This window comes from Streptomyces sp. NRRL S-455, assembly GCF_000717875.1.
GTDB lineage: Bacteria > Actinomycetota > Actinomycetes > Streptomycetales > Streptomycetaceae > Streptomyces.
Genome location: NZ_JOCT01000014.1, coordinates 140,893 through 164,271, shown reverse-complemented (window position 1 = coordinate 164,271; position 23,379 = coordinate 140,893). Strand labels below are relative to the sequence as shown.

Sequence of the window (23,379 nt, the reverse complement as noted above, 5' to 3'; positions counted from 1 at the left end):
ACCGCCCTCAACCCGCACATCGGCTACACGGCCGCCACCGAGATCGCCAAGGAGGCCCTCGCCACCGGCCGCGGCGTAGCCGAACTCGTCCTGGAGAAGAACCTGTTGCCCACCGACCGGCTCGCCGCCCTGCTCCGCCCGGAGGAGATCGCCGGGACAGCGCTCCGTCCCGATCCGTCCATATAGCAGAACGCAGGTCTCATTATCCGGTCCGACTGCGTACGGTGATCCCATGCCGACCCGAACGGAAGGGGTGGGATCCACCATGCCGGGACCACGGGAGACCGCCGTCTACACACACGGGCACCACGAGTCGGTGCTGCGCTCGCACACCTGGCGCACCGCCGCGAACTCCGCCGCGTACCTGCTGCCGTCGCTCCAGCCCGGCATGAGGATCCTGGACGTGGGATGCGGGCCCGGGACCATCACCGCCGACCTGGCGGAGCTCGTGTCCGACGGGCACGTCACCGGCGTCGACCGGGCGCCGGAGATCCTGGAGCAGGCGCGCGCCACGGCCGCCGGACGCGGGCTGGACAACGTCGACTTCGCGGTCGCCGACGTGCACGCCCTGGACCACCCGGACGGCACCTTCGATGTGGTGCACGCCCACCAGGTGCTCCAGCACGTGGGCGACCCCGTGCGGGCACTGCGCGAGATGAAGCGGGTGGTGAAGCCCGGCGGTCTCGTCGCCGTGCGCGACTCGGACTACGCGGCCATGACCTGGTTCCCGGCGTCCGAGGGACTCGACGCGTGGCTGGACCTGTACCGCCGGGTCGCCCGCGCCAACGGCGGTGAACCGGATGCCGGACGCCGGCTGAAGGCATGGGCGCTGCGTGCCGGGTTCACCGACGTCACGGCGAGCTCCGGCACCTGGACCTTCGCCACGCCCGAGGAACGGGACTGGTGGAGCGGGCTCTGGGCCGACCGGACACTGGCGTCGGCGTACGCGGACCGAGCCCGGCAGGGCGGACACGCCGACACCGGGGAGCTGGAGGCCGTGGCCCGGGCCTGGCGGGAATGGGGGCAGCAGGAGGACGGCTGGTTCTGCGTGCTGCACGGAGAAATTATCTGCCGAAAGGAAGCCTGAATCCCTGTTTCCGGGAAACCAGTAGAGCAGGAGGTTCGAATCATGGTTCCCATTCTGCTGGTGCTGCTTCTGGCCTTGATTCTTTTCGGTGCCGGATTCGCAGTAAAGGTACTCTGGTACGTCGCGTTGGCGGTTCTCGTTCTGTGGTTGCTGGGATTTGTCGTCCGGGGCACGTCGGCGTCCGGGGGCAGGGGCCGCTGGTACAGGTGGTGAATGAGCCCCGGGGCGGGGGGTCAGCCCCCGTCCCGGGGAAGCAGCGGTCCGAGCGGCCCGAGGTCCAGGTTGAGGTCCTCGGGCCGCAGTCCGTAGCGCTCACGCAGCTCCGTCATCCGCTCTTCCAGCAGCATCAGCGTGAGCCCGATCCGCTCCTCCTGCTCCTCGCTCAGGTCTCCCACGTCGAACCGGCGCAGCGCCTGGCGCTCCATGAGCTGGCGCAGCAGCTCCACCACCGTCAGCACGAGTTTGACCAGGTCACGCTCGACGGTGTCGGGGTCCAGGTCCATCTTGTTGCGGCGCGGCCGCGGGTTCTGCCCGGGGCTGTCGGACGGCGTCACGGCAACTCCTCGAACGGGGAGGGCACCTGGGCGTTCACCGAGCTGATGAGCGCGTTGAGGTCGATACGGACGAGGTCCACGTCGGCGATGCGCAGCGTGATGTCCCCCGTGATCACGACGCCGCCGGCGAGCAGCCGGTCGAGCAGGTCCACGAGGGCGACCTCACGGCCTTCCACCACGGTCACGTCTTCTCCCCGCCGGTCGTGTGTTCCTCGCCGGCGAACGAATAGGCCGCCCAGGGGCCGGTGAGTTCCACGCGCATTCCCGGGAATTCACCCTTGGCGCGGTCCACCATTTCCACGAATTCCTCGGAATGTGCGCGCGGCACGAGGTATGCCGCATTCAGTACGTTCCGCCCGGTCACCTTGGAAAGCGCGGGATTCTGCGGGGGGTGGAGCCGGGAGTCCTCCGCGAATTCGGAAAGCTTTTCGTGCAGTGTGGTCGAGAAAGTCTCGGCCTTTTGCCACATCTCCTCGTGCGACCTGGTCTGGGCGCGCCGCTGGCGCAGGTAGTCCCGGCCCGACGCGGCTTTCGGCGCGGGCTGGGCGGTCTCCTGCGGTCCGGACTCGGCGTACACCTTGACGCCCCACTCGACCCGGCCCTCCAGCCGGTCGAGGGTGCGCCGGAAGTCCTCCTCACGGGCCTCCAGCATCGTCCGCACGCCGCTGTCGTCCCGGAAGACGGTGCCGAGCCGCAGCGGCAGCGGCGTCGTGACGGTCGTCAGAGCGTCGATCACGCCCTGGTGGGCCCGGGCGGTCTCGGTGAGCCAGTCCAGGTCCTCCAGATGGGCGCGGAGCGGCTCCTCGGCGAAGTCCCGCTCCGGCACATGGCTGACCACGGCGACGAGGCCGTGGTGGGTGAGCCCTCTGGGCGGGTCGCCCGCCACCCCGGTCAGCTGGGACTGGAGCGGTGTGCCGAAGGGGCGGCAGACGGCGTAGACGTACCGCAGTCCGGTCACGGTGCCTCCTTCTTCTCCGCCCGGCCCGGCTCCAGCTCCTCCAGCCGGGCCAGCCTCTCGCGCAACTCGGCGTTCTCACGGGCCAGTTCATCACGCCGGGCCCGCGAACTCAGGTTCGGGTCGCTTTCCCACCAGTCGATTCCCATCTCCTTCGCCTTGTCCACCGAGGCGACGATCAAACGCAGCTTGATGGTGAGGAGTTCGATGTCGAGCAGGTTGATGCGGATGTCGCCCGCGATCACGATGCCTTTGTCCAGGACCCGTTCCAGGATGTCGGCGAGGTTGGCGCCGCTCTGCTGGCCGTAGGGCTCGGGCATCCTGCTGGGCGTTGTCATCGACGGCTCCCGCCCTCGGCGTACTCGTCCTCGCGCTCCTCGTCCTCGGCCTCGTCCTCGTACTCCGCTTCGGGCTCGTCCTCGGGCTCGTCCTCGGCCTCTTCCTCGGGCTCCTCGTCGTACTCGCCCTCAGGCTCGTCCTCGGATTCCTCCTCGTCCTCGTACTCGCCCTCGGGTTCGTCCTCGTCCTCCTCTTCCGGCTCCTCGTCCTCGTCGTACTCGTCCTCCGGCTCCTCGTCCTCGGGGCGCTCCTCCTCGGACTCCTCCGCGGCGAGTGCGTCCTCATGGCTGCGCACGACCTCGCTGTCGCGGATCTCGCCGCGCCAGCCGTCCTCCGCCTCGCCATTGATCGTGACGAAGCGGACGAAGTTCTTCAGGTCGAGCCGGGCGCGCCTGCCCTGGGCGCGCCAGATGTTGCCGGTCTTCTCGAAGAAGCCGGAGGGGTAGTACTCGATGACCAGCAGGACACGGGTCAGGTTGTCTGTGAGCCGGTGGAAGGAGACCACGCCTCTCGTGGTGCCCTTGGCCCCCTCGGACTCCCAGGCGATGCGGTCGTCGGGGATCTGCTCGGTCGTGGTCGCCTTCCAGCTCCGGTTGGACCACAGGACCTTCAGCTGCCACTCGGAGGTGGTGTCGTCGGCGCGGCTGACGCTCTGCACGCCCTTGGTGAAGGTGCTGAAGTCCTGGTACTGCGTCCACTGGTCATAGGCGGTGCGCAGGGGCACGCCGACATCGATGTGCTCGATGATGACGGTGGACTTGTTGCCGGAGCGGTTCTTGTCCTTCCCCTTCCCGCCGCCCCCCAGGTTCTTCAGAGCACCCGTGACCTTGTCCTTGACGCGTGAGCCACCGGTCTCCACCGCGGCACGCAGCGGCCCCTTGCCCTCGGCGAGCTTGCGGCCGCCGTCGAGGGCGAGCTTCGCGAAGCCGGGGCTGTTGCCCTCGGCGATGTCGTTCAGTTTGCCGGTGGTCTCGCCGAGCTTGCGGCCCACACCGGTCAGCATGCGCGTGGCCTGCGCGGTGAGGTATTCCTGCAGCTCCGCCTTGAGCCGGTCTGCGGCTTCGCTGCGGGCCGCGTCGGTGAGTGGGTTCTTCGTCGCTCCGTCCGCGGCGGACTTCGCCGATCCGAGGGTGTCGGTCATCCCTCACCGCCTCCTTTCGGCATCCGGGACCGGGCGCTGCCGCCCCGGCTGCCGGCGGTCGCCTTCTTCGCGGCCGTGGTCTTCTTCGGGGCCGCCTTGCGGCCCGCCGTCTTCTTGGCCGGAGCCTTCTTCCCGGCAGGGGCCTTCTTGGCGGCGGGGGCCTTCTTGGCCGCCTTCTTCGCGGGGGCCTTCTTCGCCGCGGGCTCCCGCTCGCGGTCCTCCGTCTCCTCGTCCGCCTCCGGACCCGAGTCCTGGGGCTCCTCATCCTGTTCCGGACCCGAAGCCTCGGGTTCCTCTTCCTCGTCGTGCTCGGCATCCTCGGCGTCGTCGTCGCGCCCGCCGGGCACCGCGCCGTTCAGCTGGTCGCGCATCTGGGCCGTACGGCCGTGCAGCCGGTCCGCGAACGCGTCGAGCTGCCGCTCGACCAAGGCGCCGGAGGCCGCCTTGCCCACGCCGCGCAGGTCCTCGCGCAACTGGTCCCCGATCTCCTTGAACTGCGGGTTGTTCCGCAGCTGCTGCTGGACCAGGTCCGCGACCATGCGGGGATTCAGGTTCAGCTTCTTGCCGGCCACCAACCCGCCGACGGCTATCGCCATCTTCAGCTTCTTGGTACGCCCCAGGACGTATCCGGCCACTGCGAGGCCCAGTCCCGTTCGGTTCATTGTGTCGTCCCTTGCTGGCCTGTTCCCGCGCTCGCGCGCGTGGCGGTCTCCAACCGGTCGAGGAGTTCGTCCTCGAGGCGGTCGAACTCCTCCTCCGTGATCTCTCCGGCCTCCAACTGTTCCTCCAGACGGGACAGTTCGGCCCGGACCGTGGCGGGGTCGTAGTAGATCCGCTCGGCCTCCTGGAGCACCTGATTGATGGCCCAGGCGCTGCCGCGTACCGGTGCGAACGGCAGCAGCAGCACCTCGGAGATCAGGCCCATGTCGTCACCCCGCTCCGGTCTCCGTGCCCCCGGCCGCGGTGCCCGCCGGCTCGGCCGGACCGGGCTCGACGAAGCTGTACGGCGGCAGCGGGCCGTTGATCCGCACCTCCAGGTGCGGCATGTCCTTGCGCGCCTGCTCGACAGCGGCCAGGAAGGTCTCGGCCGACTCGCGGTCGACCAGGAACGAGACGTTGGCCAGCCAGCCGGTGGACTCCGGTCCCACGCTCACGTCGTCGGCGGCCGGCTCCAGGGCGCGCCGCAGTGCGGCGGCGTCGTCGCCCTCCTTGGCCTTGACCGCGGCGGCGACCAGCTCGCCGAGCCGGATCTTGTCGTCGTAGCTGCCGCCGCCCGCCTGCCGGTTGGCCTCGGCGAGACCGCGGATGTCCGGGTTCTCGGCCATCACCTGGTGCAGGACGGCCTCTTCCACGTGATTGGCCTTGACGTTGTACTCGACCCGGCCGTCCAGGGCCCGCAGGCGCTCCTTGTAGTGTTCGGCACGCTCGGCGAGCACGCCGGTGATGGAGTTGTCGTCCGGGGCGACGCTGCCGAACCGCATGGGCAGCACACAGCCCGCCGCTCCCGCCTCGCTGAGCACGTTCTGGTGGGCGAGCAGGTCCCTGCGCTTGGGCCGCAGCCCTTCGGGGGACTCGCTGACGATGGCCGCCAGCTCACCCTCGCGCAGGATGCGCACCGGGCGGGGCGGATCACCGACGCCGCCCATGCCCTCGGGCAGGGCGGGGTGCGAACTCGCCGCGATGCCGTAGACGTAGGTGCTCACTCCTGCTCCTCCTTCCGGCGGGACGACGTGCTCTTACGGGCGCGCGGGCGGGACTCGCCCTGACGCTCGGAACCTTCGTCGCGGGCCTGCTTGAAGGCGTCGGAGATGGTCTCGGCGGCACCGGACAGCGCCCCCTTGGACTTGCCGCGCGCACCGGACTCGGTCATCTCCCCGACCAGGTCGGGCAGGCCCGGGTCCTTGCGCGGCCCGGCCTCCAGGTCGAGCCGGTTGCACGCCTCGGCGAAGCGCAGATACGTGTCGACGCTGGCCACGACCACACGTACGTCGATCTTGAGGATCTCGATGCCGACCAGGGAGACCCGTACGAACGCGTCAATCACGAGCCCCCTGTCCAGAACGAGTTCGAGCACGTCGTAGAGACCGCTGCTGCCGCCTCCGCCGCCGGTTTGCTGTGCCGGTACGACAGTCATTCCGGCTGTTCCTCCTTGTTCTTGGGTGTGTCATTCCATCCGGGCGGCCTAGCGGCCGCCGGGCCTGCGCGCGTCGGACCGCCCTCGCTCGTAGCGACGGACGCGCCGGTAACCGGTGAGCTGTCCCTGGGAGTCGAGCTCCACCTGGTAGCTCGCCATCAGGCTCATCGTGTCGGGCACGCGCTCGAGTTCGAGGACCTCGACCTCCAGCGCCCACCCCTCATCCGTCTGCTCGAAGGACGACACGGACTCGGCCTCCATGCCGGTGAGCTCCGCGAGCTGCCCGCGCGCCTGGCGCAGCACCTCCATCGGGCTCGGCCGGTCGTCGGCCGCGCGACGGTCGGTCGATGTGCGCGATTTCTGTGAGTCCTGTGCCTTCTGTGAATCTTGCGACTCTTGCGTGTTCTTTGTGTTCGACATGGCCACCTCCCCCTCCGTGTGGCCGCAAGAGTGTTCGCCAAACCTCTACGAGCGCGTGCATCTGCCACCCACCGAGCCCGCGGCCGGGCCGCCTCAGCCGCGCAGCGCGTTCAGCCGACGCCGGCCCGGGCCCAGTGCCCGGCCGCGGTTCAGCAGGCCCGACCAGGGGTTGGTGCGGGCCTGCTCGACGGCGTCGGCGATGGTCCAGCGTCGGGCGTGCAGCTCGGGGTCGCCCAGTTGCTCCCAGCTGACGGGGGTCGCCACCGGTGCGCCCGGCCGGGGCCGCACGGTGAAGGGTGCGACGGCGGTCTGGGCGTAGGCGTTGCGCTGCACGTCGAGGTAGAGCCGTTCACCGCGGTCCTTCTTGCGGGCGGCGGTGGTGAGGCGGTCGGGGTGGGCGTCGGCGAGGGTGCCGGCGACGTCCCGGGCGAAGGCGCGTACCTCGTCGAAGTCGTGCCGGCCGTTCAGCGGCACGATGACGTGCAGGCCGCGCGAGCCGGTGGTCATCAGCGCCGAGGGCAGCTCCAGCTCGTCCAGGAGCTCCTTCAGCAGCCGGGCGGCCTCCCGGACGGCTTCGAAGTCGTCCCCCGCCGGGTCGAGGTCGAAGACCAGCCGGTCGGGGTGGTCGACGTCATCGGCGCGGGACAGCCAGCGGTGCAGGGTGATGCTCGCCTGGTCGGCCAGGTAGAGGAGGGTGGCGGTGTCGTCGCACACGGTGTGGCAGACGGTGCCGCCCTCTTTGGACAGCTCGACGCGGTCGATCCACTCCGGGTAGTGGTCCGGGGTGTTCTTCTGCATGAAGCGGGGGCCGTCGATGCCGTCCGGGTGCCGTTCCAGCATCAGGGGACGGCCGCGCAGGTGCGGCAGCATGAAGGGCGCCACGGCCCGGTGGTAGTCCACCAGGTCGCCCTTGGTGTACTCCTTGGCGTCGGCGCCGCCGGGGAAGAGCACCTTGTCCGGCCGGTGGACCTCCAGGGTGCGGCGGCCGGCCCGCACCCTGCGCGTGCCGTCGCCGCCGCTCACGGCACGACCGCCTCCTCCACCAGCAGCCGCCCGGCCGCCGCGATGGATTCGGCGTCGATGCCCGCGGCGTGCAGCTGTTCCTCCGGGGACGCCGATCCCGGCATGGTCCGTACGCCGAGCCGCACCAGCCGCGGCACGGGCCGGCCGTCGGTGAAGGCGTCGAGGACCGCGTCGCCGATGCCGCCCTCCGGGTGGTGGTCCTCCACGGTCACCAGGCAGCCGGTCTCCTCGGCGGCCCGGCGCAGGGTGGCCCGGTCGACGGGCTTCACGGAGTACAGGTCGATGACCCGCGCGTTGATGCCCTCCTGCTCCAGGGCGTCGGCGGCGGCCAGCGCCTCGTGCACGGTGACGCCCGCCGCGACGAGGGTCAGCCGGTCGCGCCCGGAGGAGCGCAGCACCTTGCTGCCGCCGACCGGGAAATCCTCGTCCGGGCCGTAGATCACCTTGCTCTCGCCGCGCGAGGTGCGCAGATAGCGCACGCCCTCCAGGCCCGCCATCGCGCCGACGAGCCGCGCGGTCTGGTTGGCGTCGCAGGGGTACAGCACGGTCGAGCCGTGCACCGCCCGCATCATCGCCAGGTCCTCCAGGCCCATCTGGCTCGGCCCGTCCTGGCCGATGGCGACACCGGCGTGCGAGCCGACGAGGTTGATGCCGGAGCCGCTGATGGAGGCCATCCGGATGAAGTCGTAGGCCCGGGTCAGGAACGCCGCGAAGGTGGCGGCGTACGGCACCCAGCCGCGGGACGCGAGCCCGACCGCGGAGGCGACCAGTTGCTGCTCGGCGATGTAGCACTCGAAGTAGCGGTCTGGGTGCTCCTTGGCGAAGAACTCGGCGCGCGTGGAGTCGCCGACCTCGCCGTCCAAGGCGACGATGTCGCCGCGTCCGGTGCCGAGCGCGGCCAGCGCCTGCCCGAAGGCGTTGCGGGTGGCGACCTCTTCGCCCTTGTCCCACCTGGGGAGTTCGAAGTCACCGGTGTGCACCGAGTGCAGCATGCGGGCGGCGGGTGGCTCCTGCACCCGGACGCGGATGTCGCGCGAGCCTCCGAGCTCCGCGATCGCGTCCTCGGCCTCCGGAAGCGGCTTGCCGTGCAGGCCCTCCCGGTCCTGGACGCCCTCGACGCCCTTGCCCTTGAGGGTGCGGGCCAGGATCGCGGTGGGCTGGCCCTTGGTGGACGCGGCCTCTCCGTAGGCGCGGTCGATGGCGTCCACGTCGTGCCCGTCGACCTCGATGGTGTGCCAGTCGAAGGCCTGGAAGCGGCGGGCGTAGGCGTCCAGGTCGTGTCCGTGCCGGGTCGGTCCGCGCTGGCCGAGCCGGTTGACGTCGACGATCACGGTGAGGTTGTCCAGGTGCTCGTACCCGGCGTGCTCGGCGGCCTCCCACACGGAACCCTCGGCCAGCTCGCTGTCACCGCACAGGACCCACACACGGTTGCCGGTGCGGTCGAGCCGCTTGCCGGCGAGCGCGATGCCGACGCCGACCGGCAGGCCCTGCCCGAGTGAGCCGGTGGCCGTCTCGACCCAGGGCAGGCGCTGCGGGGTGGGGTGCCCTTCGAGGCGGCTGCCCAGCTTGCGGAAGGTGAGCAGTTCCTCGTCGTCGATGGCGCCGGCCGCCTTGTACGCGGAGTACAGCAGCGGGGAGGCGTGTCCCTTGGAGAGGACGAAGCGGTCGTTGCCGGGGTGGGCGGGGCGGTCGAAGTCGTAGCGGAAGTGGTGGGCGAGCAGCACGGCCATCAGGTCGGCCGCGGACATCGAGGACGTCGGATGCCCGGAGCCCGCGGCGGCGGCGGCGCGGACACTGTCCGCGCGCAGCTGCTGGCCGAGGTCGGTGAGTTCACCGGTGTTCATGAGTCTCGGCGGGGGTTCGGGGGCGGCGGACGGGGGCTGATTCTTGGCGGGCTCGCCGCCGGGCTGATTCTTGGCGGGCTCGCCGCCGGGCTGGTTCTTGGCAGGCTCGCCACCCGGCTGGTTCTTGGCAGGCTCACCACCGGGCTGGTTTCTGGCCGGCTCATCCGCCGGACGCCCCTTCGCCGTCTCGGCCTCGGAGCGCCGCTCCACAAACCGGGAACCGGGCCCGTCCCCGCCCGGCTCACCCCCCGGACGCCCCTTCGCCGTCTCGGCCTCGGAGCGCCGCTCCACAAACCGGGAACCGGGCCCGTCCTCGCCCGGCTCACCCCCGGGACGCCCCTTCGCCGTCTCGGCCTCGGAACGCCGCTCCACAAACCGGGAACCAGGCCCGTCCCCGCCCGGCTCACCCCCCGGACGCCCCTTCGCCAACGCCGCCTCGGAACGCCGCTCCGCGGGCCCGGGTCCGGGTCGCACCTGCGTCGGCCCGGACTCGGGCTGCCCCTTCGCGGGCTCTTCTGCGGTCCGGCCCTGGCCGGGATCCCCGCCGCCGCTCGCCCCCTCATGGATGTCGGCGGCGAGCGCGGCTCCGGGGCCGGACCGGGCGTCGGCCTCCTGCCGCTGCCCCGGTCCGCCCGGCACCCGGGCCAGCTCCGGTGACGACGTGTCCAGGGGGACGGACCACGACCGGACGAGTCCCAGCTGCACTGCCTGCCGCGGCAGTACCGCGTCGAGCAGCCAGTCGGCGGCGACCCGGACGCGGTTGCCGGGCATCGCGGCGAGGTGGTAGCCCCGCGTCACCGCACCGGCCGGTACCCCCGACAGGGCCACGCCGAGTGGATTGGCCGCGGCCTTCGCACCGCCCAGATCCACGACGAAACCGAGGTCACGGTGACGGTAGGGCTTGCGCACGCCACCGAGCCCGAGCGAGGCGGCGACGTTCTCGGCAGCGACCTTGCCGTGCCGCCAGGCGTGCTGCGCGGTCATCGGCGTGTAGCTCCCCGGCTTCTCCAGGTCGGGCACGGCCGCCACGTCACCGCAGGCGAACAGCTCGGGCCGGCCCGGCACCTGCAGGTGCGGGTCGACGAGCAGCCGTCCCTTGTCCATCGGCAGCCCGAGGGACTCGACCAGCGGGTCGGGCCGTACGCCCACGCACCACACCAGCGTCCGGGTCTCGACGAACTCGCCGTCGGTCAGCACGACGCCCTCGTGCGTGGCCTCTTTCACGGAGGTCCCCATCCGCACGTCCACGCCCCGCTCCCGCAGCACCCGGTCGGCGGTGGCGGACAGCTTCTCGTCCATCTCGGGCAGCACCCGCGGCGCCACGTCCAGCAGCATCCACCGCGGCCGCAGGCCCTGCCGCAGCGGATGCTTGCGGACCTGCGCGTCGGTGAACATCTGCCCGTGCGCGGCGACCTCGGTGCCGGTGTATCCGGCGCCCACCACGACGAAGGTGCACCGGGCGGCGCACGTCCTGGGGTCGTCGGCGGCGGCTGCCAGCTCGACCTGCCGGGTCACGTGGTCGCGCAGGTAGAGCGCCTCGGGCAGCCCCCGGAAGCCGTGCGCGTGCTCGGCGACGCCGGGGATGGGCAGCAGCTTGTTGACGCTGCCTGCGGCGAGTACCAGCCGGTCGTAGGCGAGTGTGCCGCCCTCGCCCTCGGGGCCGGTGTAGTGCAGGGTCCGCTCGTCGAGATCTATGCGGTCGGCCTCGCCCAGTACCAGCCGTACGTTCGGCAGCGAGTCCGAGAGGGAGACCGTGACCCGGCGCGGCTCGAGGACCCCGGCGGCGACCTGGGGCAGCAAGGGCAGATAGAGGAAGTAGTCGGTGGGGTTGAGCAGGGTGATGTGGGCCCGGCCCCGGGTGATCCGGGACAAGGTGCGGGCCGTGCGGTATCCGGCGAAGCCGGCACCGACGATCAGGATGCGGGGTCGACTCACGGTCGCTCGCCTCCGGCGCTGTCGCGTACCTCGGGAGACTTCCGCGTCCCCCTGACCAGGGCACCCAAACGTGCTCCGGCGTCCGGCCGCCCGAACGGCACCGGTTTCCGGCCCCGTGCCCGGGTACTCGGTGCGGGTTACGGACCGCCGACGTCGCGGAGGCACTCCCCCATGCCCGAGTACGGTTACTTCCTCTCGTGCGAGCAGTACGGACCGGCCGAGCTGATCGAGCAGGCACGGATGGCCGAGCAGGCCGGCTTCCAGGCGCTGTGGATCTCCGACCACTACCACCCGTGGAACGACGAGCAGGGCCAGAGCCCGTTCGTGTGGTCGGTGATCGGCGCCCTGTCCGAGGCGGTGTCGCTGCCGATCGAGACGGCGGTGACCTGCCCGACCGTGCGTATGCACCCGGCGGTGGTGGCGCAGGCCGCGGCGACCAGCGCGGTGATGACGAACAACCGTTTCCGGCTCGGCGTCGGCTCCGGCGAGGCGCTCAACGAGCACATCCTGGGCGACCACTGGCCGCCGGCTCACGTCCGTCTGGACATGTTGGAGGAGGCCATCCAGGTGATGCGCCGGCTGTTCTCCGGCGAGGAGGTCAACCATCACGGGCCGCACTACACGGTGGAGAACGCCCGCCTGTACACGGTCCCGGACGAGCCGATCCCGATCGACATCTCCGGCTTCGGCCCGGCGGCGACCCAGCTCGCGTCCCGCGTCGGCGACGGCTACATCACCATCCAGCCGGACGAGACGATGGTGGAGCAGTACCGCAAGGGCGGAGGCGGCGGAAAGCTGGTCAGCGGCGGCACCAAGGTCTGCTACGACACCGACAAGGACGAGGCCGTACGGACCGTCCACCGGCTCTGGGCCAACGAGCAACTGCCCGGCGAGCTGGGCCAGGTGCTGCCCTCCCCGGCCCACTTCGAGCAGGCGCAGCAGCTCGTCACCGAGGACATGGTGCGCGAGAACCGGGTGTGCGGCGACGACGTGGACGAGCACGTGGCCGAGCTGAAGCAGTTCGCCGACGCGGGCTTCGACCGGGTCTACGTCAACCAGATCGGCCCGGACCTGCGCGGCTTCTTCGACTTCTACCGCACGAAGGTGCTGCCGCAGCTCCAGCAGGCCGTCTGACGGAAGGACGTGGCCCACGTCCACGCGGGGCGTGGGCCACGCGCTCACTCTGCGAAATCAGGAAGTGCGGGAGGACCGGGTCGCCTAGAGTCACCGGCATGTCTGTACGCCTTCGTATGCGTGACGCCCTGCCCGCAGCGATGCGTGCCCGTGACAAGGCCGCGGTGAGCGCCCTGCGCGGCACGCTGGCAGCGCTGGACAACGCCGAGGCGGTGCCGGTGGACGAAACGTCCCATCGTGCCGCGGCACTTGAGGCGTCGCCGGTCGGCGCCGGGGCCACCGAGGCGGTACGGCGTGAACTCAGCGAGCGTGACGTGGTGGACATCGTGCGCGCGGAGGCCGCCGAACGGCTTGCGGCCGCGGCGCAGTTGACCGCCCCCGCGCACGCCGACCGGGCCGGTCGGCTCCGCGCGGAGGCGGCCGTACTGCTCGGGTTCCTCGAGGACTAACGGCGGACCAGCCCGGCGAGTTTCCGTGCGGCCAGGGCTCCCGCCCCCACACCGACGGCCGCGCCCATCCACCTCCGGTTCCGTGACACCCACTGCTGCGGGCTGTGCTCCACGGCCTCGTCGTCGAAGCGCCCGTGTGCGCCGAAGTCGTGGCCGTGCGGACCGTCCGCGGGGTCCCACAGGTTCGCCGGCCCGTCGTGCCGGCCCTTCTCCTGCTGCGCGTCGAAGTTCGTGCGCGCCAGATAGCGGTCCAGCAGCCCGGGGGCGACGGCGTTGGCGAGGAGCGTGGCGGCCGTGGAGCCGCCCACCCAGTACTCCCGGCGCCGCGCGTGCGACGCCGCGTACACGATCGCCCGGGCCGCCACCTCCGGCTGGTACACGGGCGCGACCGGCCGGGCCTTGCCCGGCATGCGGCTCAATACCCATTCGAACTGAGGGGTGTTGAGTCCCGGCATCTGCGCCATCGTCGTCCGCACCCCACTGCGCGCGTGCAGCAGCTCGCAGCGCAGCGACTCGTTGAAGCCCTGGATCGCGTGCTTGGCCCCGCAGTACGCCGACTGCAGCGGGATGCCCCGGTAGGCCAGCGCGGAACCGACCTGCACGATCGTGCCGCGGTCGCGCGGCAGCATGTGGCGCAGGGCGGCGCGGGTGCCGAACACGAAGCCGAGGTACGTCACCTCGGTGACCCGGCGGAACTCGTCCGGGCGGACCTCGGTGAACGGTGCGAAGACCCCGGTGAAGGCGTTGTTGACCCAGACGTCGATGTGACCGAAGGTGTCGACGACCTGCTGGGCGGCGTCGTCCACGGCCTGGGCGTCGGAGACGTCCACGGGGACGACGAGCGCCTCGCCGCCGGCCCGCCGCACCTCGTCCGCCGCGGCGGCGAGTCCTTCATGTCCGCGTGCGAGCAGGGCGACCTTGTCGCCCCGGGCGGCGAAGGCCCTGGCGGTGGCCCGTCCGACGCCGCCGCTGGCTCCGGTAACCACGACCACACGGCCGCCCTGGTGCGATGTGCCTGTCATGCGCACCCGGCATCACGCCTTGTGGCGGGGCACGTCCGGGGCCTCGGCGGGCGGCGGGGGCACGGCCCCCGGAGCGCCCGCGGTGCCACCGGCCGGGCCGACGCCGGGCGGGGCCGGCGGTACGGGCGGATACGGCAGACCACCGGCCGCCGCGGCGGCCTGGCCGGCGCCTTCGTGGCCCGGTACCGTACCGGCCGCGTGCCCGGGACCCGGGCGGGTCGGCCGTGCCATGCCACGCAGCACATACGCCGCGGCACCCAGGATCACGGCGGTGATCAGCGCCGCGGCCCAGTCCGGCAGGCCGAGGGCGAGTGCCAGTCCCACGGCGAGCGCCAGGGCCGCGCCCGCGTACAGAGCGAGGGCGCCGGACGCGGCGTACAGCGCCGCCTTGCGGCGCTGCCTGCGCGTCTGCTCGCGCAGTTCGTCCCGTACGGTCTCGCGCGCCACCTGTGCCAGCTCGTCGACCAGATGCTTGTCCAGATGCTCCAGGTGATCCAACGGCTTCATGCCCGGCCGGGTACCCTCGCCCCCTGGCGGATAACTAGGCTCGTCCGCATGGAGATTCTGGGTGCCACACTGCGCGTCTGCGTCGACGACCTCGAGACGGCGATCCCCTTCTACGAGCGGCTGGCGGGCGGCAGAGCCCAGCGCTTCGAACGGGGCGGTGTCCAGGTGGCGGCGATCGGCTGTTTCCTGCTCATGAGCGGTCCCCCGGCCGAACTGGAGGTGCTGCGCAAGGTCGCCGCGACGATCGCCGTGACGGACGTCGAGGAAACCCACAAGGTGCTGACCGAGCTGGGCGCCCACATCGTCGCCGGCCCCATCGCCTCACCGGCGGGCCGCAACCTGATCGCCCTTCATCCGGACGGATCGGTCTACGAGTACGTGGACCGCCACGCGTAGGCGCCGCCCGGGTCAGTGCCGCCGCGGCTGGGTGATCATCTCGACCGTGATCGCCCAGCGTTGGTGGTCGCGCCAGGCCCCGTCGACGAACAGCATCTTCGGCGAGAAGCCCTCCAGGCGGAACCCGCAGCCGCGGGCCAGGGCGATCGAGGCGGCGTTCGTGGGCTGGACGTTGATCTCCAGCCGGTGCAGCCGCATCGGGCCGAAGGCGTACCGCACGACGAGGTCCAGCCCTTCGCGCATCAGCCCGCGCCCGGCGGCGTGCGCGAAGGCGCCGTAGCCCAGTGCCCCGGACTGGAAGCCGCCCTCGACGATGTTGTTGATGTTGATGAACCCGGCGACGGCCCCGTCGCCCCTCTCGCACACCAGGAAGCCGGCCTTGGAGGGGTCCTCGATCAGCCGGCCGGCGTAGGCGGTGTAGGCCTGGACGGTCTGAGGCGGGAAGAGCCAGGGGTGGTGCAGGTCCTTGCTCTCCCGGACGCGGGCGGTGAACTCGGCACCGTCCTCGTAGGTGAAGTGGCGTATGCCCACCCGAGGGCCTTCGGTGAGGTAGCGGGATGCGTTGTGCGGCACCCCGCTACGATATCCGCGCCGTCGATGTCCTTTCAGACTGTGTGTGTCAGGAGCCGGCGACCGGCAGCCGGAGCACTCCGGTGTTCCGGGACCCAGCAGTTTCACGATCGGTGATGGAGCGGCCGGGGCCGGGCAGCAGGTCGCGGGCGGCGCGGATCACTTCCTCGGTGGCTACTCCGCCAGGGCGGAAGACGTGGAAGACGAGCCGGCCGCCGGGTGTGGTGATGTCCAGTCCTCGACGGGCACCCTGGCAACGCCACCGGCCTGCACGTGGTGGAACTGGATGCGGCCGGTTTCAGGTGGGGCGGCGGATGGCCCGTACGGCGGTGTCGTAGAGGTCGAACATGTCGGCCTGTCCGCCCAGGCGTACCCATTCCTCGTTGGCTGCCTGCAGGCAGACGATCGCCGCGGCTGCGATCGCGCGGGCTTGCAGGGTGCGACGGTCGGAGTCGGGCAGTCGCGGCTCGATCAGCGGTGCGAACAGGCCTTGCCAGCGGGCTTGCTTCTCGGCATGTCCGGCGCGCAGGGAATCGTTGCCGAACAGCAGCGTGATGAACTCCAGGCGCCCTTCGGCGCTCATGTCGATCTCCTCGAGCACCTGGAACGCCGCACGCAGCGCCGTCCAGGCATCCTCGTCGGCCGGGCGCTCGGCGAGCCGCGCGGCGATCAGTTCGCCCTGTTCGTCCAGGCCGCTGAGCGCGAGATCTTCCTTTGCGCGGAAGTAATTGAACAGGGTTCGCCGGGAGACGCCCGCGGCGGCGGCGACCTCATCGAGGGTCGTGTTGTCGTAGCCCTTGGTGGCGAACAGCTCGATAGCGGTCCGGGCCAGCAGTGAGCGGACCACGGAGCGGGTCTGTTCCCGAAGAGGTGTCGGTTTCTGAGCCATGCACCGATGGTACGTCGACGCACGCGGTGCACATGCTTGCACTCAGTGCAAAAGCGTGCGTAGAGTGAATGCCATGAGCGAAATCGACTACCACCGCCAGACCGTCATCGTCACCGGCGCCAGCTCCGGCCTCGGCGCCGAATTCGCCCGCCAGTTGGCCCGCCGCGGCGCGAACCTCGTGCTGGTGGCCCGCCGGGCGGACCGGCTCGAGAGCCTGGCCGCCGACCTCACCCGCGCCCACGGCCTCACGGTGACCACCGTCGCCCGCGACCTCGGCCTGCCCGACGCCGGCCGCACGCTGCGCGCCGAACTCGAGTCCCGCGGCATCTACGCCACCGGCCTGGTCAACAACGCCGGCTTCGGCACCCACGATGCGTTCACCGACGAGGATCCCGACCGCCTGCAAAGCATGATCGCGCTGAACGTCAGCGCGCTGGTCGACCTCAGCCGCGCCTACATCGACCCGCTGTCCTCCGCCGGCACCGGCGTCCTGATCAACGTCGCGAGCCTGCTGGGCTTCCAGCCGACTCCCTACCTGAGCGTCTACGGCGCCACCAAGGCATTCGTCCTCAGCTTCACCGAATCGCTGTGGGAGGAGACCCGCGGCAGCGGCCTGCGCGTCCTGGCCGTGTGCCCCGGCGCCACCCGGACCGAGTTCTACGACGTCGCCGGCAGCCAGTCCGCCGACTACGGCACGAAGCGGGCCACCCCCGAGCAGGTCGTGAAGACTGCCCTCGACACGCTCGACCGGCGGTCCGCGCCCCCGTCGGTGGTCACCAACGGCCGGTCGCTCGCCCTCCTCGGCAAGCTCCTGTCGCGCCGCTCGATGGTCCGGTTCATGGGCTGGATGGCCCGCCGCCAGCGCCCGCAGCACCCCGTCGCCCTCACCAACAGCTGAGGAACACCACCATGACCAGCACCGACGTCACCAGACAGCCCACCGACGCGGCGCCATCGAGGAGGCGATCAACACTGACTTCGGACATCGCTCGCGACACGAGACCGCGCTGATGGAACTCGTGGGCGTCGTGCGGGGCATCGACTGCCTGCAGCGCAACCTTGCGGCCAGGGCCTGGCCGAGGCGAACACCTCCGGAAGGAAGCCACCGATGGCTGATCAAGACCTCGTTCTCGTCACCGGCGCCGGCGGCGTGGGCCGCCTCGTCACCGAGCGGCTGCGCGCGCAGAACGTGCCGGTCCGCGTCCTGATCCGCCGCGAGGACGACCGCGCGGCGGAGGTGCGGGCATGGGGCGCCGAGGTCGTCACCGGGGACCTGACTCGGCCCGAAACGGTGGCGGCCGCGCTCGACGGCGTCCGCCGGACGTACTTCGGGCTCAGTGTGTCCCCGGACCACCTGCTGGCGGCGACCGTCATGGCCACGGTCGCGAAGGCGCACGGCGACCTCGACCTGCTGGTGGACATGTCGCAGATGACGGTGTCTCAGATGACAGCCACCAGCACCGCGGAATCCCACCAGCAGCGGCTGCACTGGCTGGCGGAGCAGGTGCTGGACTGGTCGGGCCTGCCCGTGGTGCACGTGCGCCCGACGACGTTCCTCGACAATCCGTTGTTCACCGCCCTCGCGGCGCGGTCGATCCGCGAGAACGGCACGCTGGCGCTGCCGTTCGGGACCGGACGCACCTCGCCAGTCGCTGCCGACGACGTCGCCCAGGTGGTCGCGACCATCCTGCGCGATCCCGGGGAGCACGCCGGGAAGGTGTACGAGCTGACCGGACCGCGGGCGCTCGACATGACCGAAGTAGCCCAGGAATTCTCCGAAGCGCTCGGCCGCACGGTCACCTACCTGGACGTCCCCCTGCAATGGTGGCGCACCGAGGTACTCGCGAACGCGGGCCTGCCACAGCACACCGAGCAGCACGTCGCGACCATGGCGCAGCTGCACCGCGCCAACCGTTACGACAGGGCGACCCTCGACGTCGAGCGCATCACCGGGAAGCGGCCCCTGACCGTCGAGGAGTTCGTCGCCGTCCGCAAGGACTTCTACCTCGGCTGACTGCCGCAGGAGTCCCAGGTGAAGGGGGGCATCACCGAAGTCGCGGTCGGGCAAGGTGGTTCGGAGGGCAGTGGTTGAGCCGGAAGGCCATGATCGGGGGCAACCCCCAATCTCGGCGACCGCCACTGAACAGCGCAAATCTCGCATCAGTCGACTGTCGGAAGTTGCAGCGAATGCAATTCATCCTCATTGCTGATCACGGTCACCGGCTTGACGCCGCGGTTGCCGAAGTACGCGTCGTCGCTCGCCGCGATGACGAAGCTCAGCCGGTGCCCCGGCCGGTACCGGTGCACGATGCCGGGCAGCGTGACGGTGAAGCTCCTGGTCACGTCCGGTACGCGGACCGGCGCGACCAGGCGGCGGACCAGGGTGCGGGTACCGTCGGGGGCGACGTCGTACAGCTTGGCGAACAGGACGAGCTTGTCGGCCGCGTCGCCGGAGTCCTGGGCGCGCTCGGCTTTCGGGGAGTGCACCCTGAGCGTGACCCGGGGGGCGCCCACGACGTCGAGCGGGCGTGTCAGGGGTGCGCTGGTCCAGTCGAGGTAGGTGCCCTTGGTGTCGCGCGGCGGGGCGGCGGGCAGCCCGCTCTGGACGGCCAGTGAGCTGTCCGAGTGGCTCGTGGGGCTGAGCCGGTTGGTGTAGGTGCGGCTGCCCCGGGCCACCTTGTTCCGGTTGTCGACGAGTTTGCCGTCGCCGGAGAGGTAGAACGTGCGGCCCTGCACGGGGATGCGGCCGGCGGTGGCGTAGGCGCGGTCCGGATCGGTGACCCAGTCCCGGTGATAGGCGAAGGCCGGTCCCGTGTCGACGTGCGTCCGCTTGCGCAGATGGCGGTCGAACCAGGCGAGGACGCGCCGGCCGACGTAGCTGGTCTCCAGGTTGCCCTTCGACAGGTCCAGTTCACCGGTGGCCGGGGCGGTGGGCCCGGAGCTGTGGCCCGAGGACTGCCAGATCATCTTCACGGGCGTGCCCTGTGCCGAGAGGGCGCGGTACGTCGCGGTCGCCTCGTTGAGGTTGAAGAGGGTGTCGGACTGCCCCTGTACGAGCAGGGTGGGTGCCTTGACGCGGTGGAGGTACGACACCGGGGAGACGCTCCGCGCGAAGGCCAGCAGCCTGGCCGTCCGGCCGGCGGGGTAGCTCCCCGAGTTGAGTGTGTGGAAGGTCCGGCAGGCTTCGGTGACGAAGTGCAGGCAGCCCAGGGAGTTGATGCGGGACGGGTCGAGGCTGGGCCGGGTCACTGGCCGGCCCTCGCCGACGAGGTAGAAGCCGTTGGCCCACTGCCACTTGAAGACGCCCGGGACGCCCCTGCCGCCGACGGCGTTGTTGGGGCTCAGCGAGTACGCCAGGTCGTGCCAGGTGATCATGGGGACGAGCGCGTCGAGGCGGTGGTCGACGGCGGCCGTCGCCAGCTGGACGGCGCCGCCGTAGGAGCCGCCGATCATGCCGACGCGTGGGTCGCCGGGTGCGTCGCGGGCGACGAAGTCGACGCTGGTGCCGTCGTCCGCGGCGCGTTTGCCGGCCAGGAAGTCGACCAGCTGCGAGGCGGCGGCGCCGTCGATGTCCGGATCGTCGAGGGAGATGAGGCAGCCGCTGCGGCCGAAGCCCAGCCCGGAGTAGACGAGGGAGACGTAGCCCCGCCGGGCGAAGGCCTTGCCGACGGCGTCCGTGGAGCCGTCCGACTTGCTGCCGCCGAAGCCGTTCGTGCCGAGCACGGCGGGTGCGGGGTGGGCGCGGTCCACGCCGGCGGGGCGGTACAGGTCGGCGTCGACGGTGCAGGGGCGGCCGCCGGCCTGGACGGTGAACTTCAAAGGGGTGACGGTGTACGCGGGGCCCGCCACCGTGGGTGGGGTGAGTGTGAGAGGGGTGGCCAGGGCGGCACCCAGAACGAGAGCGAGCCGAGCGCGGGATCTGGGCACGCGTCTGGACACACGGACCTCCACGGTGAGGACGGCGGCAGCCCGGAGCAACCGGATACCGACCAGTAGGTACTGACCGGAGTCATGGTGTGATATGTGCCATGAGACGTCAATCACCGAAACGAGCGTTTTGACGGGTTTTCAGCGGGACACGTCAGCTCAGGACCGGCTCGTCGAACGTCAACGTCGCCGAGGCGGTGTCCAGTTCCGCCAGGGCACCGAACGCCATGGTCAGCGCACCGTCGCAGTGCCCGAATCCGAACTCCTCCAGGACCGGGACACCGAGCCCGCCGAGCCGGTCGGCGAGCACCGCCCGCACCTCCTCGTACGGGCCGCACGACTCCCAGGATCCGAGCACGATCCCGGCGACCCCGTCCAGCCGGCCGGCGCGCAGGAGTTGGGTCAGATACCGGTCCAGGCGGTACGGGCTCTCACCCACGTCCTCGAGCAGCAGCAGTCCGCCCTTGGCGCCGGCGTGCGCGTGCGGTGTGCCGAGGTCGCTCGCCAGCAGGCTCAGACAGCCGCCCAGGGTGACGCCCCGGGCCCGGCCCGGCACCAGCACACCGCCGCCCGGGGCCGCGGCGGTGACGGTCCGCACCGACTCGGGCTCGAACAGGGTGGCCCGGAGATGCTCCTGGGCCCGGGCGTTCTTCAGGAAGTCGACACCGGCCGCCGCCGGTCCGTACAGGGTGACCAGGCCCAGGCGAGTCGCGAACGCCTGGTGCAGGACGGTGATGTCGCTGAACCCGGCGAACACCTTGGGGCCCGCCGCCCGCATCGCGTCCCAGTCGAGGAGGTCGACCATGCGCTGCGCCCCGTACCCGCCCCGGGCGCACAGCACCGCGGCGACGTCCGGGTCGCACCAGGCGCGCTGGAGGTCGGCGGCCCGCTGGGCGTCCGTGCCGGACAGATAGTCCAACTCGTCGTGCCGGCCGAGCACGTGAGGCATCACCACGGGATCGAGGTCCCAGCCGCGCAGGAGGTCGAGCCCGGCCTGGAGCCGCTCCTCCGGCACGGGCCCGCTGGGCGCGACCACCGCCACGCGGGCGCCGGGGGTGAGCCGGGGCGGGCGCTGGGACTGTCTCACGTGCTGAGCTCCAGGGTCGGGACACCGGGCGGATGGAGGCCGAACACCTGTGCGTACAGGGAGAGCTCGGCCTCCAGGGCGCACACCATGGTCTCGGCCCGCCGGAAACCGTGCCCCTCCCCCTCGAACGCCAGGTAGGCGTGCGGCACCGGCCGGTCGCCCAGCCGGGCCAGGAACCGCTCGCACTGCACGGGCGGGCAGATGACGTCGTCCAGCCCCTGGAGCAGCAGGAACGGCACGGCGAGGCGGTCGGCGTGACCGGCGGGCGAGCGCTCCGCGTACCGGGCGGGCACCTCGGCGAGCGGCCCGATCAGGCTCTCCAGGTACCGCGACTCGAAGTCGTGGGTCTCCCCCGTGCTCCAGCCGGTGAGGTCCAGGACGGGGTACTTGATCGTGCCGCAGGCGAAGACGTCGGTCGTGGTGAGCGCGGCGGCCGCGGTCCAGCCGCCGGCGCTGCCGCCCCGGACGGCGAGCCGGTGACGGTCGGCCGTCCCCTCGTCGGCGAGGGCCAGGGCGACGGCGGCGCAGTCCTCGACGTCCACCACGCCCCACTGTTCGCGCAGCCGCTCGCGGTACGTACGGCCGTAGCCGGTGGAACCGCCGTAGTTGACCTCGGCGACGCCGATGCCGCGCGAGGTGAAGTAGGCGATCTCCAGGTCGAGCACGAGCGGTGCGCGGGCGGTGGGACCGCCGTGCGCCCAGACGACGTAGGGCGGCAGTTCGTCGCCGGGTGCGACGCAGCCGGGGTGGTGGGGCGGATAGAGGTGGGCGTGGATGTCGCGGCCGTCCGGGCCGGTGAAGACGCGGATCTGCGGTTCGGGGTAGTACGCGGGGTCCACGGCGTCGTCGTGTTCGGCGCCGACGACCCGGGCGTGGCCGGTGACGGCATCCAGCTCGACGACCTCGTAGGCGCTGCGGGGGCTGGCCCCGACGGCGACGATCCGCTCGCCGTGCGCCGCGAGGGTGGGGGCGAACTCGGTCCAGGGACCCGCCGCGTCGACGACCTCGCCGCCCTCCGGGTCGAGTACCCCGAGGGCGGTGGCGCCCCGGCCGTGCACGACGGCGATCAGCCCACTGTCGAGCGGCGTGAACCATCGCAGGCCGAGCTTCCACAGCGCCCCGCCGAACTCCTCCTCGCGCGGGCACAGCTGCTCGCCGTCGAGGTAGAGGTTCCACCAGCCGCTGCGGTCACTCGAGTGCAGCAGGCGGCCGTCATGGGTCCAGTCGGCCTGGGCGATGGACTCGCCGGGCCCGCCGGCCACGGTACGGGGGTCGAGCAGGGTGCCGTCGGAACCGACGTCGGCGAGGATCAGTTCGGTGCCGTCCCAGGGCATCCGCGGATGGTCCCAGGCGAGCCAGGCGGCCTGCCGCCCGTCGGGAGAGAGCTTCGGTCCGGTCAGGAACCGGTGCCGTTCGTCGGTCAGTTCGCGCAGGGCGCCCCGGTCCAGGGCCGCGGATCCGTCCAGCGGCACGGCGGCCAGGACACGTCGTACGTCGCCGGGCCCGTCGCCGGTGAACTCCTCCAGTACGCACCACACTTCGTCGCGTTCGGGCCGCAGCAGCGGCTCCGCCCAGCGCAGGCCCGCCCCCACCGGGGACACGGGCGTGAGCGGGCACGGCTGCCCGCCGGGCTCGTAGCGGTAGAGCCGCTGGTCGGCGAAGTTCACGAACACCACCAGCGGGCCGTCGTCGCGCGCGAGCGCCGCCGCCCAGGGATGTCCGCCGTACTCGATGACCCGGCTCCGCACGTTCCACGGCGCGGGCAGCAGTGACTCCTCCTTGCCGTCGGCGTGCCGCCGCACCAGGGTGCGCCGGCCGCCCTCTTCGGGGCGCGGCTCGGTCCACCACACCTCGTCGCCGACGAAGCCCACCCACTCCGGGTGGCCGTCGTGCGCGGCGGCGAGGGCCGCGTCGATGGGCGAGGGCCACGCCCCGTACGCCAGCGTCCGCACCGTCTCCCCCACTC

26 protein-coding genes and 1 pseudogene are annotated in these 23,379 nt (G+C 71.5%); 8 read left to right on the top strand and 19 right to left on the bottom strand.

Annotation, left to right across the window (positions count from 1 at the left end):
- The 3 genes and pseudogenes from aspA to IE97_RS0120570 all read left to right on the top strand — a co-directional run.
- A pseudogene (aspA, locus tag IE97_RS0120580) lies at nucleotides 1-186 on the top strand (aspartate ammonia-lyase); the annotation flags it as partial.
- Nucleotides 187-265: 79 nt separating this feature from the next.
- Nucleotides 266-1,087 (top strand): class I SAM-dependent methyltransferase, encoded by an 822-nt coding sequence (locus tag IE97_RS0120575; RefSeq protein WP_030242538.1) that lies wholly within the window; start codon nucleotides 266-268, stop codon nucleotides 1,085-1,087.
- A gap of 42 nt (nucleotides 1,088-1,129) precedes the next feature.
- The gene (locus IE97_RS0120570; RefSeq protein ID WP_030242537.1) at nucleotides 1,130-1,300 is read left to right on the top strand and encodes a hypothetical protein; all 171 of its coding nucleotides are present in this window, start codon (nucleotides 1,130-1,132) and stop codon (nucleotides 1,298-1,300) included.
- Between the two features lie 20 nt (nucleotides 1,301-1,320).
- Here IE97_RS0120570 and IE97_RS0120565 read toward each other — a convergent pair whose 3' ends face one another.
- The 12 genes from IE97_RS0120565 to IE97_RS43095 form a co-directional block, all read right to left on the bottom strand.
- Nucleotides 1,321-1,590: a gas vesicle protein K gene (locus IE97_RS0120565; RefSeq protein WP_030242535.1), complete on the bottom strand. Its 270-nt coding sequence runs from the start codon at nucleotides 1,588-1,590 to the stop codon at nucleotides 1,321-1,323.
- Nucleotides 1,591-1,637: 47 nt separating this feature from the next.
- The gene (locus tag IE97_RS0120560) at nucleotides 1,638-1,826 is read right to left on the bottom strand and encodes a gas vesicle protein (RefSeq protein ID WP_030242533.1); all 189 of its coding nucleotides are present in this window, start codon (nucleotides 1,824-1,826) and stop codon (nucleotides 1,638-1,640) included.
- The gene (locus IE97_RS0120555) at nucleotides 1,823-2,599 is read right to left on the bottom strand and encodes a GvpL/GvpF family gas vesicle protein (RefSeq protein ID WP_030242532.1); all 777 of its coding nucleotides are present in this window, start codon (nucleotides 2,597-2,599) and stop codon (nucleotides 1,823-1,825) included. The genes IE97_RS0120560 and IE97_RS0120555 overlap by 4 nt, the downstream gene beginning before the upstream one ends.
- Nucleotides 2,596-2,934: a gas vesicle protein gene (locus tag IE97_RS0120550; protein WP_030242528.1), complete on the bottom strand. Its 339-nt coding sequence runs from the start codon at nucleotides 2,932-2,934 to the stop codon at nucleotides 2,596-2,598. The genes IE97_RS0120555 and IE97_RS0120550 overlap by 4 nt, the downstream gene beginning before the upstream one ends.
- On the bottom strand, nucleotides 2,931-4,076 hold the full coding sequence (locus IE97_RS0120545; protein WP_030242518.1) for an SRPBCC family protein: 1,146 nt from the start codon (nucleotides 4,074-4,076) through the stop codon (nucleotides 2,931-2,933). Before IE97_RS0120545 ends, IE97_RS0120550 begins: the two co-directional genes overlap by 4 nt.
- A complete protein-coding gene (locus IE97_RS0120540; RefSeq protein WP_030242516.1) occupies nucleotides 4,073-4,738 on the bottom strand; it encodes a hypothetical protein in 666 nt (221 codons plus the stop codon). The genes IE97_RS0120545 and IE97_RS0120540 overlap by 4 nt, the downstream gene beginning before the upstream one ends.
- Nucleotides 4,735-5,001: a gas vesicle protein GvpG gene (locus tag IE97_RS0120535; RefSeq protein WP_030242506.1), complete on the bottom strand. Its 267-nt coding sequence runs from the start codon at nucleotides 4,999-5,001 to the stop codon at nucleotides 4,735-4,737. Before IE97_RS0120535 ends, IE97_RS0120540 begins: the two co-directional genes overlap by 4 nt.
- Nucleotides 5,002-5,005: 4 nt before the next feature.
- Nucleotides 5,006-5,779, bottom strand: coding sequence for a GvpL/GvpF family gas vesicle protein (locus tag IE97_RS0120530; protein WP_030242504.1), 774 nt, complete (start codon nucleotides 5,777-5,779; stop codon nucleotides 5,006-5,008).
- Nucleotides 5,776-6,210: a gas vesicle structural protein GvpA gene (locus IE97_RS0120525; RefSeq protein ID WP_030242502.1), complete on the bottom strand. Its 435-nt coding sequence runs from the start codon at nucleotides 6,208-6,210 to the stop codon at nucleotides 5,776-5,778. The genes IE97_RS0120530 and IE97_RS0120525 overlap by 4 nt, the downstream gene beginning before the upstream one ends.
- A gap of 48 nt (nucleotides 6,211-6,258) precedes the next feature.
- Nucleotides 6,259-6,630: a gas vesicle protein gene (locus IE97_RS0120520; RefSeq protein WP_078603321.1), complete on the bottom strand. Its 372-nt coding sequence runs from the start codon at nucleotides 6,628-6,630 to the stop codon at nucleotides 6,259-6,261.
- Between the two features lie 93 nt (nucleotides 6,631-6,723).
- Complete coding sequence (ligD, locus tag IE97_RS0120515; RefSeq protein WP_030242496.1) at nucleotides 6,724-7,653, bottom strand: non-homologous end-joining DNA ligase; 930 nt, start codon at nucleotides 7,651-7,653, stop codon at nucleotides 6,724-6,726.
- The gene (locus IE97_RS43095) at nucleotides 7,650-11,432 is read right to left on the bottom strand and encodes a transketolase (RefSeq protein WP_078603318.1); all 3,783 of its coding nucleotides are present in this window, start codon (nucleotides 11,430-11,432) and stop codon (nucleotides 7,650-7,652) included. The genes ligD and IE97_RS43095 overlap by 4 nt, the downstream gene beginning before the upstream one ends.
- A 171-nt stretch (nucleotides 11,433-11,603) precedes the next feature.
- On the opposite strand from IE97_RS43095, the gene IE97_RS0120500 reads away from it, so the two are divergent.
- Both IE97_RS0120500 and IE97_RS0120495 read left to right on the top strand, forming a co-directional pair.
- Nucleotides 11,604-12,566 (top strand): LLM class F420-dependent oxidoreductase, encoded by a 963-nt coding sequence (locus IE97_RS0120500; RefSeq protein ID WP_030242492.1) that lies wholly within the window; start codon nucleotides 11,604-11,606, stop codon nucleotides 12,564-12,566.
- A gap of 140 nt (nucleotides 12,567-12,706) precedes the next feature.
- Complete coding sequence (locus IE97_RS0120495; protein ID WP_030242490.1) at nucleotides 12,707-13,015, top strand: hypothetical protein; 309 nt, start codon at nucleotides 12,707-12,709, stop codon at nucleotides 13,013-13,015.
- Here the strand turns inward: IE97_RS0120495 and IE97_RS0120490 are convergent.
- Both IE97_RS0120490 and IE97_RS0120485 read right to left on the bottom strand, forming a co-directional pair.
- The gene (locus IE97_RS0120490; RefSeq protein WP_030242486.1) at nucleotides 13,012-14,037 is read right to left on the bottom strand and encodes an SDR family oxidoreductase; all 1,026 of its coding nucleotides are present in this window, start codon (nucleotides 14,035-14,037) and stop codon (nucleotides 13,012-13,014) included. The genes IE97_RS0120495 and IE97_RS0120490 overlap by 4 nt on opposite strands.
- Nucleotides 14,038-14,049: 12 nt before the next feature.
- Nucleotides 14,050-14,544, bottom strand: coding sequence for a phage holin family protein (locus IE97_RS0120485; protein ID WP_030242483.1), 495 nt, complete (start codon nucleotides 14,542-14,544; stop codon nucleotides 14,050-14,052).
- Between the two features lie 48 nt (nucleotides 14,545-14,592).
- Between IE97_RS0120485 and IE97_RS0120480 the strand changes: the two genes are divergently transcribed.
- Nucleotides 14,593-14,940, top strand: coding sequence for a VOC family protein (locus tag IE97_RS0120480; RefSeq protein ID WP_030242481.1), 348 nt, complete (start codon nucleotides 14,593-14,595; stop codon nucleotides 14,938-14,940).
- A gap of 12 nt (nucleotides 14,941-14,952) precedes the next feature.
- Here IE97_RS0120480 and IE97_RS0120475 read toward each other — a convergent pair whose 3' ends face one another.
- Nucleotides 14,953-15,513 carry a GNAT family N-acetyltransferase gene (locus IE97_RS0120475; protein WP_030242477.1) on the bottom strand — a complete coding sequence of 187 codons (561 nt, stop codon included), beginning with the start codon at nucleotides 15,511-15,513 and terminating at the stop codon, nucleotides 14,953-14,955.
- A 295-nt stretch (nucleotides 15,514-15,808) separates the two neighbouring features.
- The gene (locus tag IE97_RS0120465) at nucleotides 15,809-16,357 is read right to left on the bottom strand and encodes a TetR/AcrR family transcriptional regulator (protein WP_051705051.1); all 549 of its coding nucleotides are present in this window, start codon (nucleotides 16,355-16,357) and stop codon (nucleotides 15,809-15,811) included.
- A gap of 115 nt (nucleotides 16,358-16,472) precedes the next feature.
- Here IE97_RS0120465 and IE97_RS0120460 point away from each other — a divergent pair, with 115 nt between their 5' ends.
- Together IE97_RS0120460 and IE97_RS0120450 are read left to right on the top strand one after the other, a co-directional pair.
- On the top strand, nucleotides 16,473-17,297 hold the full coding sequence (locus tag IE97_RS0120460; RefSeq protein ID WP_051705050.1) for an SDR family NAD(P)-dependent oxidoreductase: 825 nt from the start codon (nucleotides 16,473-16,475) through the stop codon (nucleotides 17,295-17,297).
- A 210-nt stretch (nucleotides 17,298-17,507) separates the two neighbouring features.
- The gene (locus IE97_RS0120450; protein ID WP_030242468.1) at nucleotides 17,508-18,413 is read left to right on the top strand and encodes an NAD(P)H-binding protein; all 906 of its coding nucleotides are present in this window, start codon (nucleotides 17,508-17,510) and stop codon (nucleotides 18,411-18,413) included.
- Between the two features lie 146 nt (nucleotides 18,414-18,559).
- Here the strand turns inward: IE97_RS0120450 and IE97_RS0120445 are convergent, their stop codons facing one another.
- The 3 genes from IE97_RS0120445 to IE97_RS0120435 form a co-directional block, all read right to left on the bottom strand.
- The gene (locus IE97_RS0120445) at nucleotides 18,560-20,338 is read right to left on the bottom strand and encodes a CocE/NonD family hydrolase (protein ID WP_030242466.1); all 1,779 of its coding nucleotides are present in this window, start codon (nucleotides 20,336-20,338) and stop codon (nucleotides 18,560-18,562) included.
- A gap of 142 nt (nucleotides 20,339-20,480) precedes the next feature.
- Nucleotides 20,481-21,413 (bottom strand): S66 peptidase family protein, encoded by a 933-nt coding sequence (locus tag IE97_RS0120440; RefSeq protein WP_030242463.1) that lies wholly within the window; start codon nucleotides 21,411-21,413, stop codon nucleotides 20,481-20,483.
- Entirely contained in the window at nucleotides 21,410-23,377 is a 1,968-nt protein-coding gene (locus IE97_RS0120435) for a prolyl oligopeptidase family serine peptidase (RefSeq protein ID WP_030242461.1), read from the bottom strand. Before IE97_RS0120435 ends, IE97_RS0120440 begins: the two co-directional genes overlap by 4 nt.
- Nucleotides 23,378-23,379: the final 2 nt, after the last annotated feature.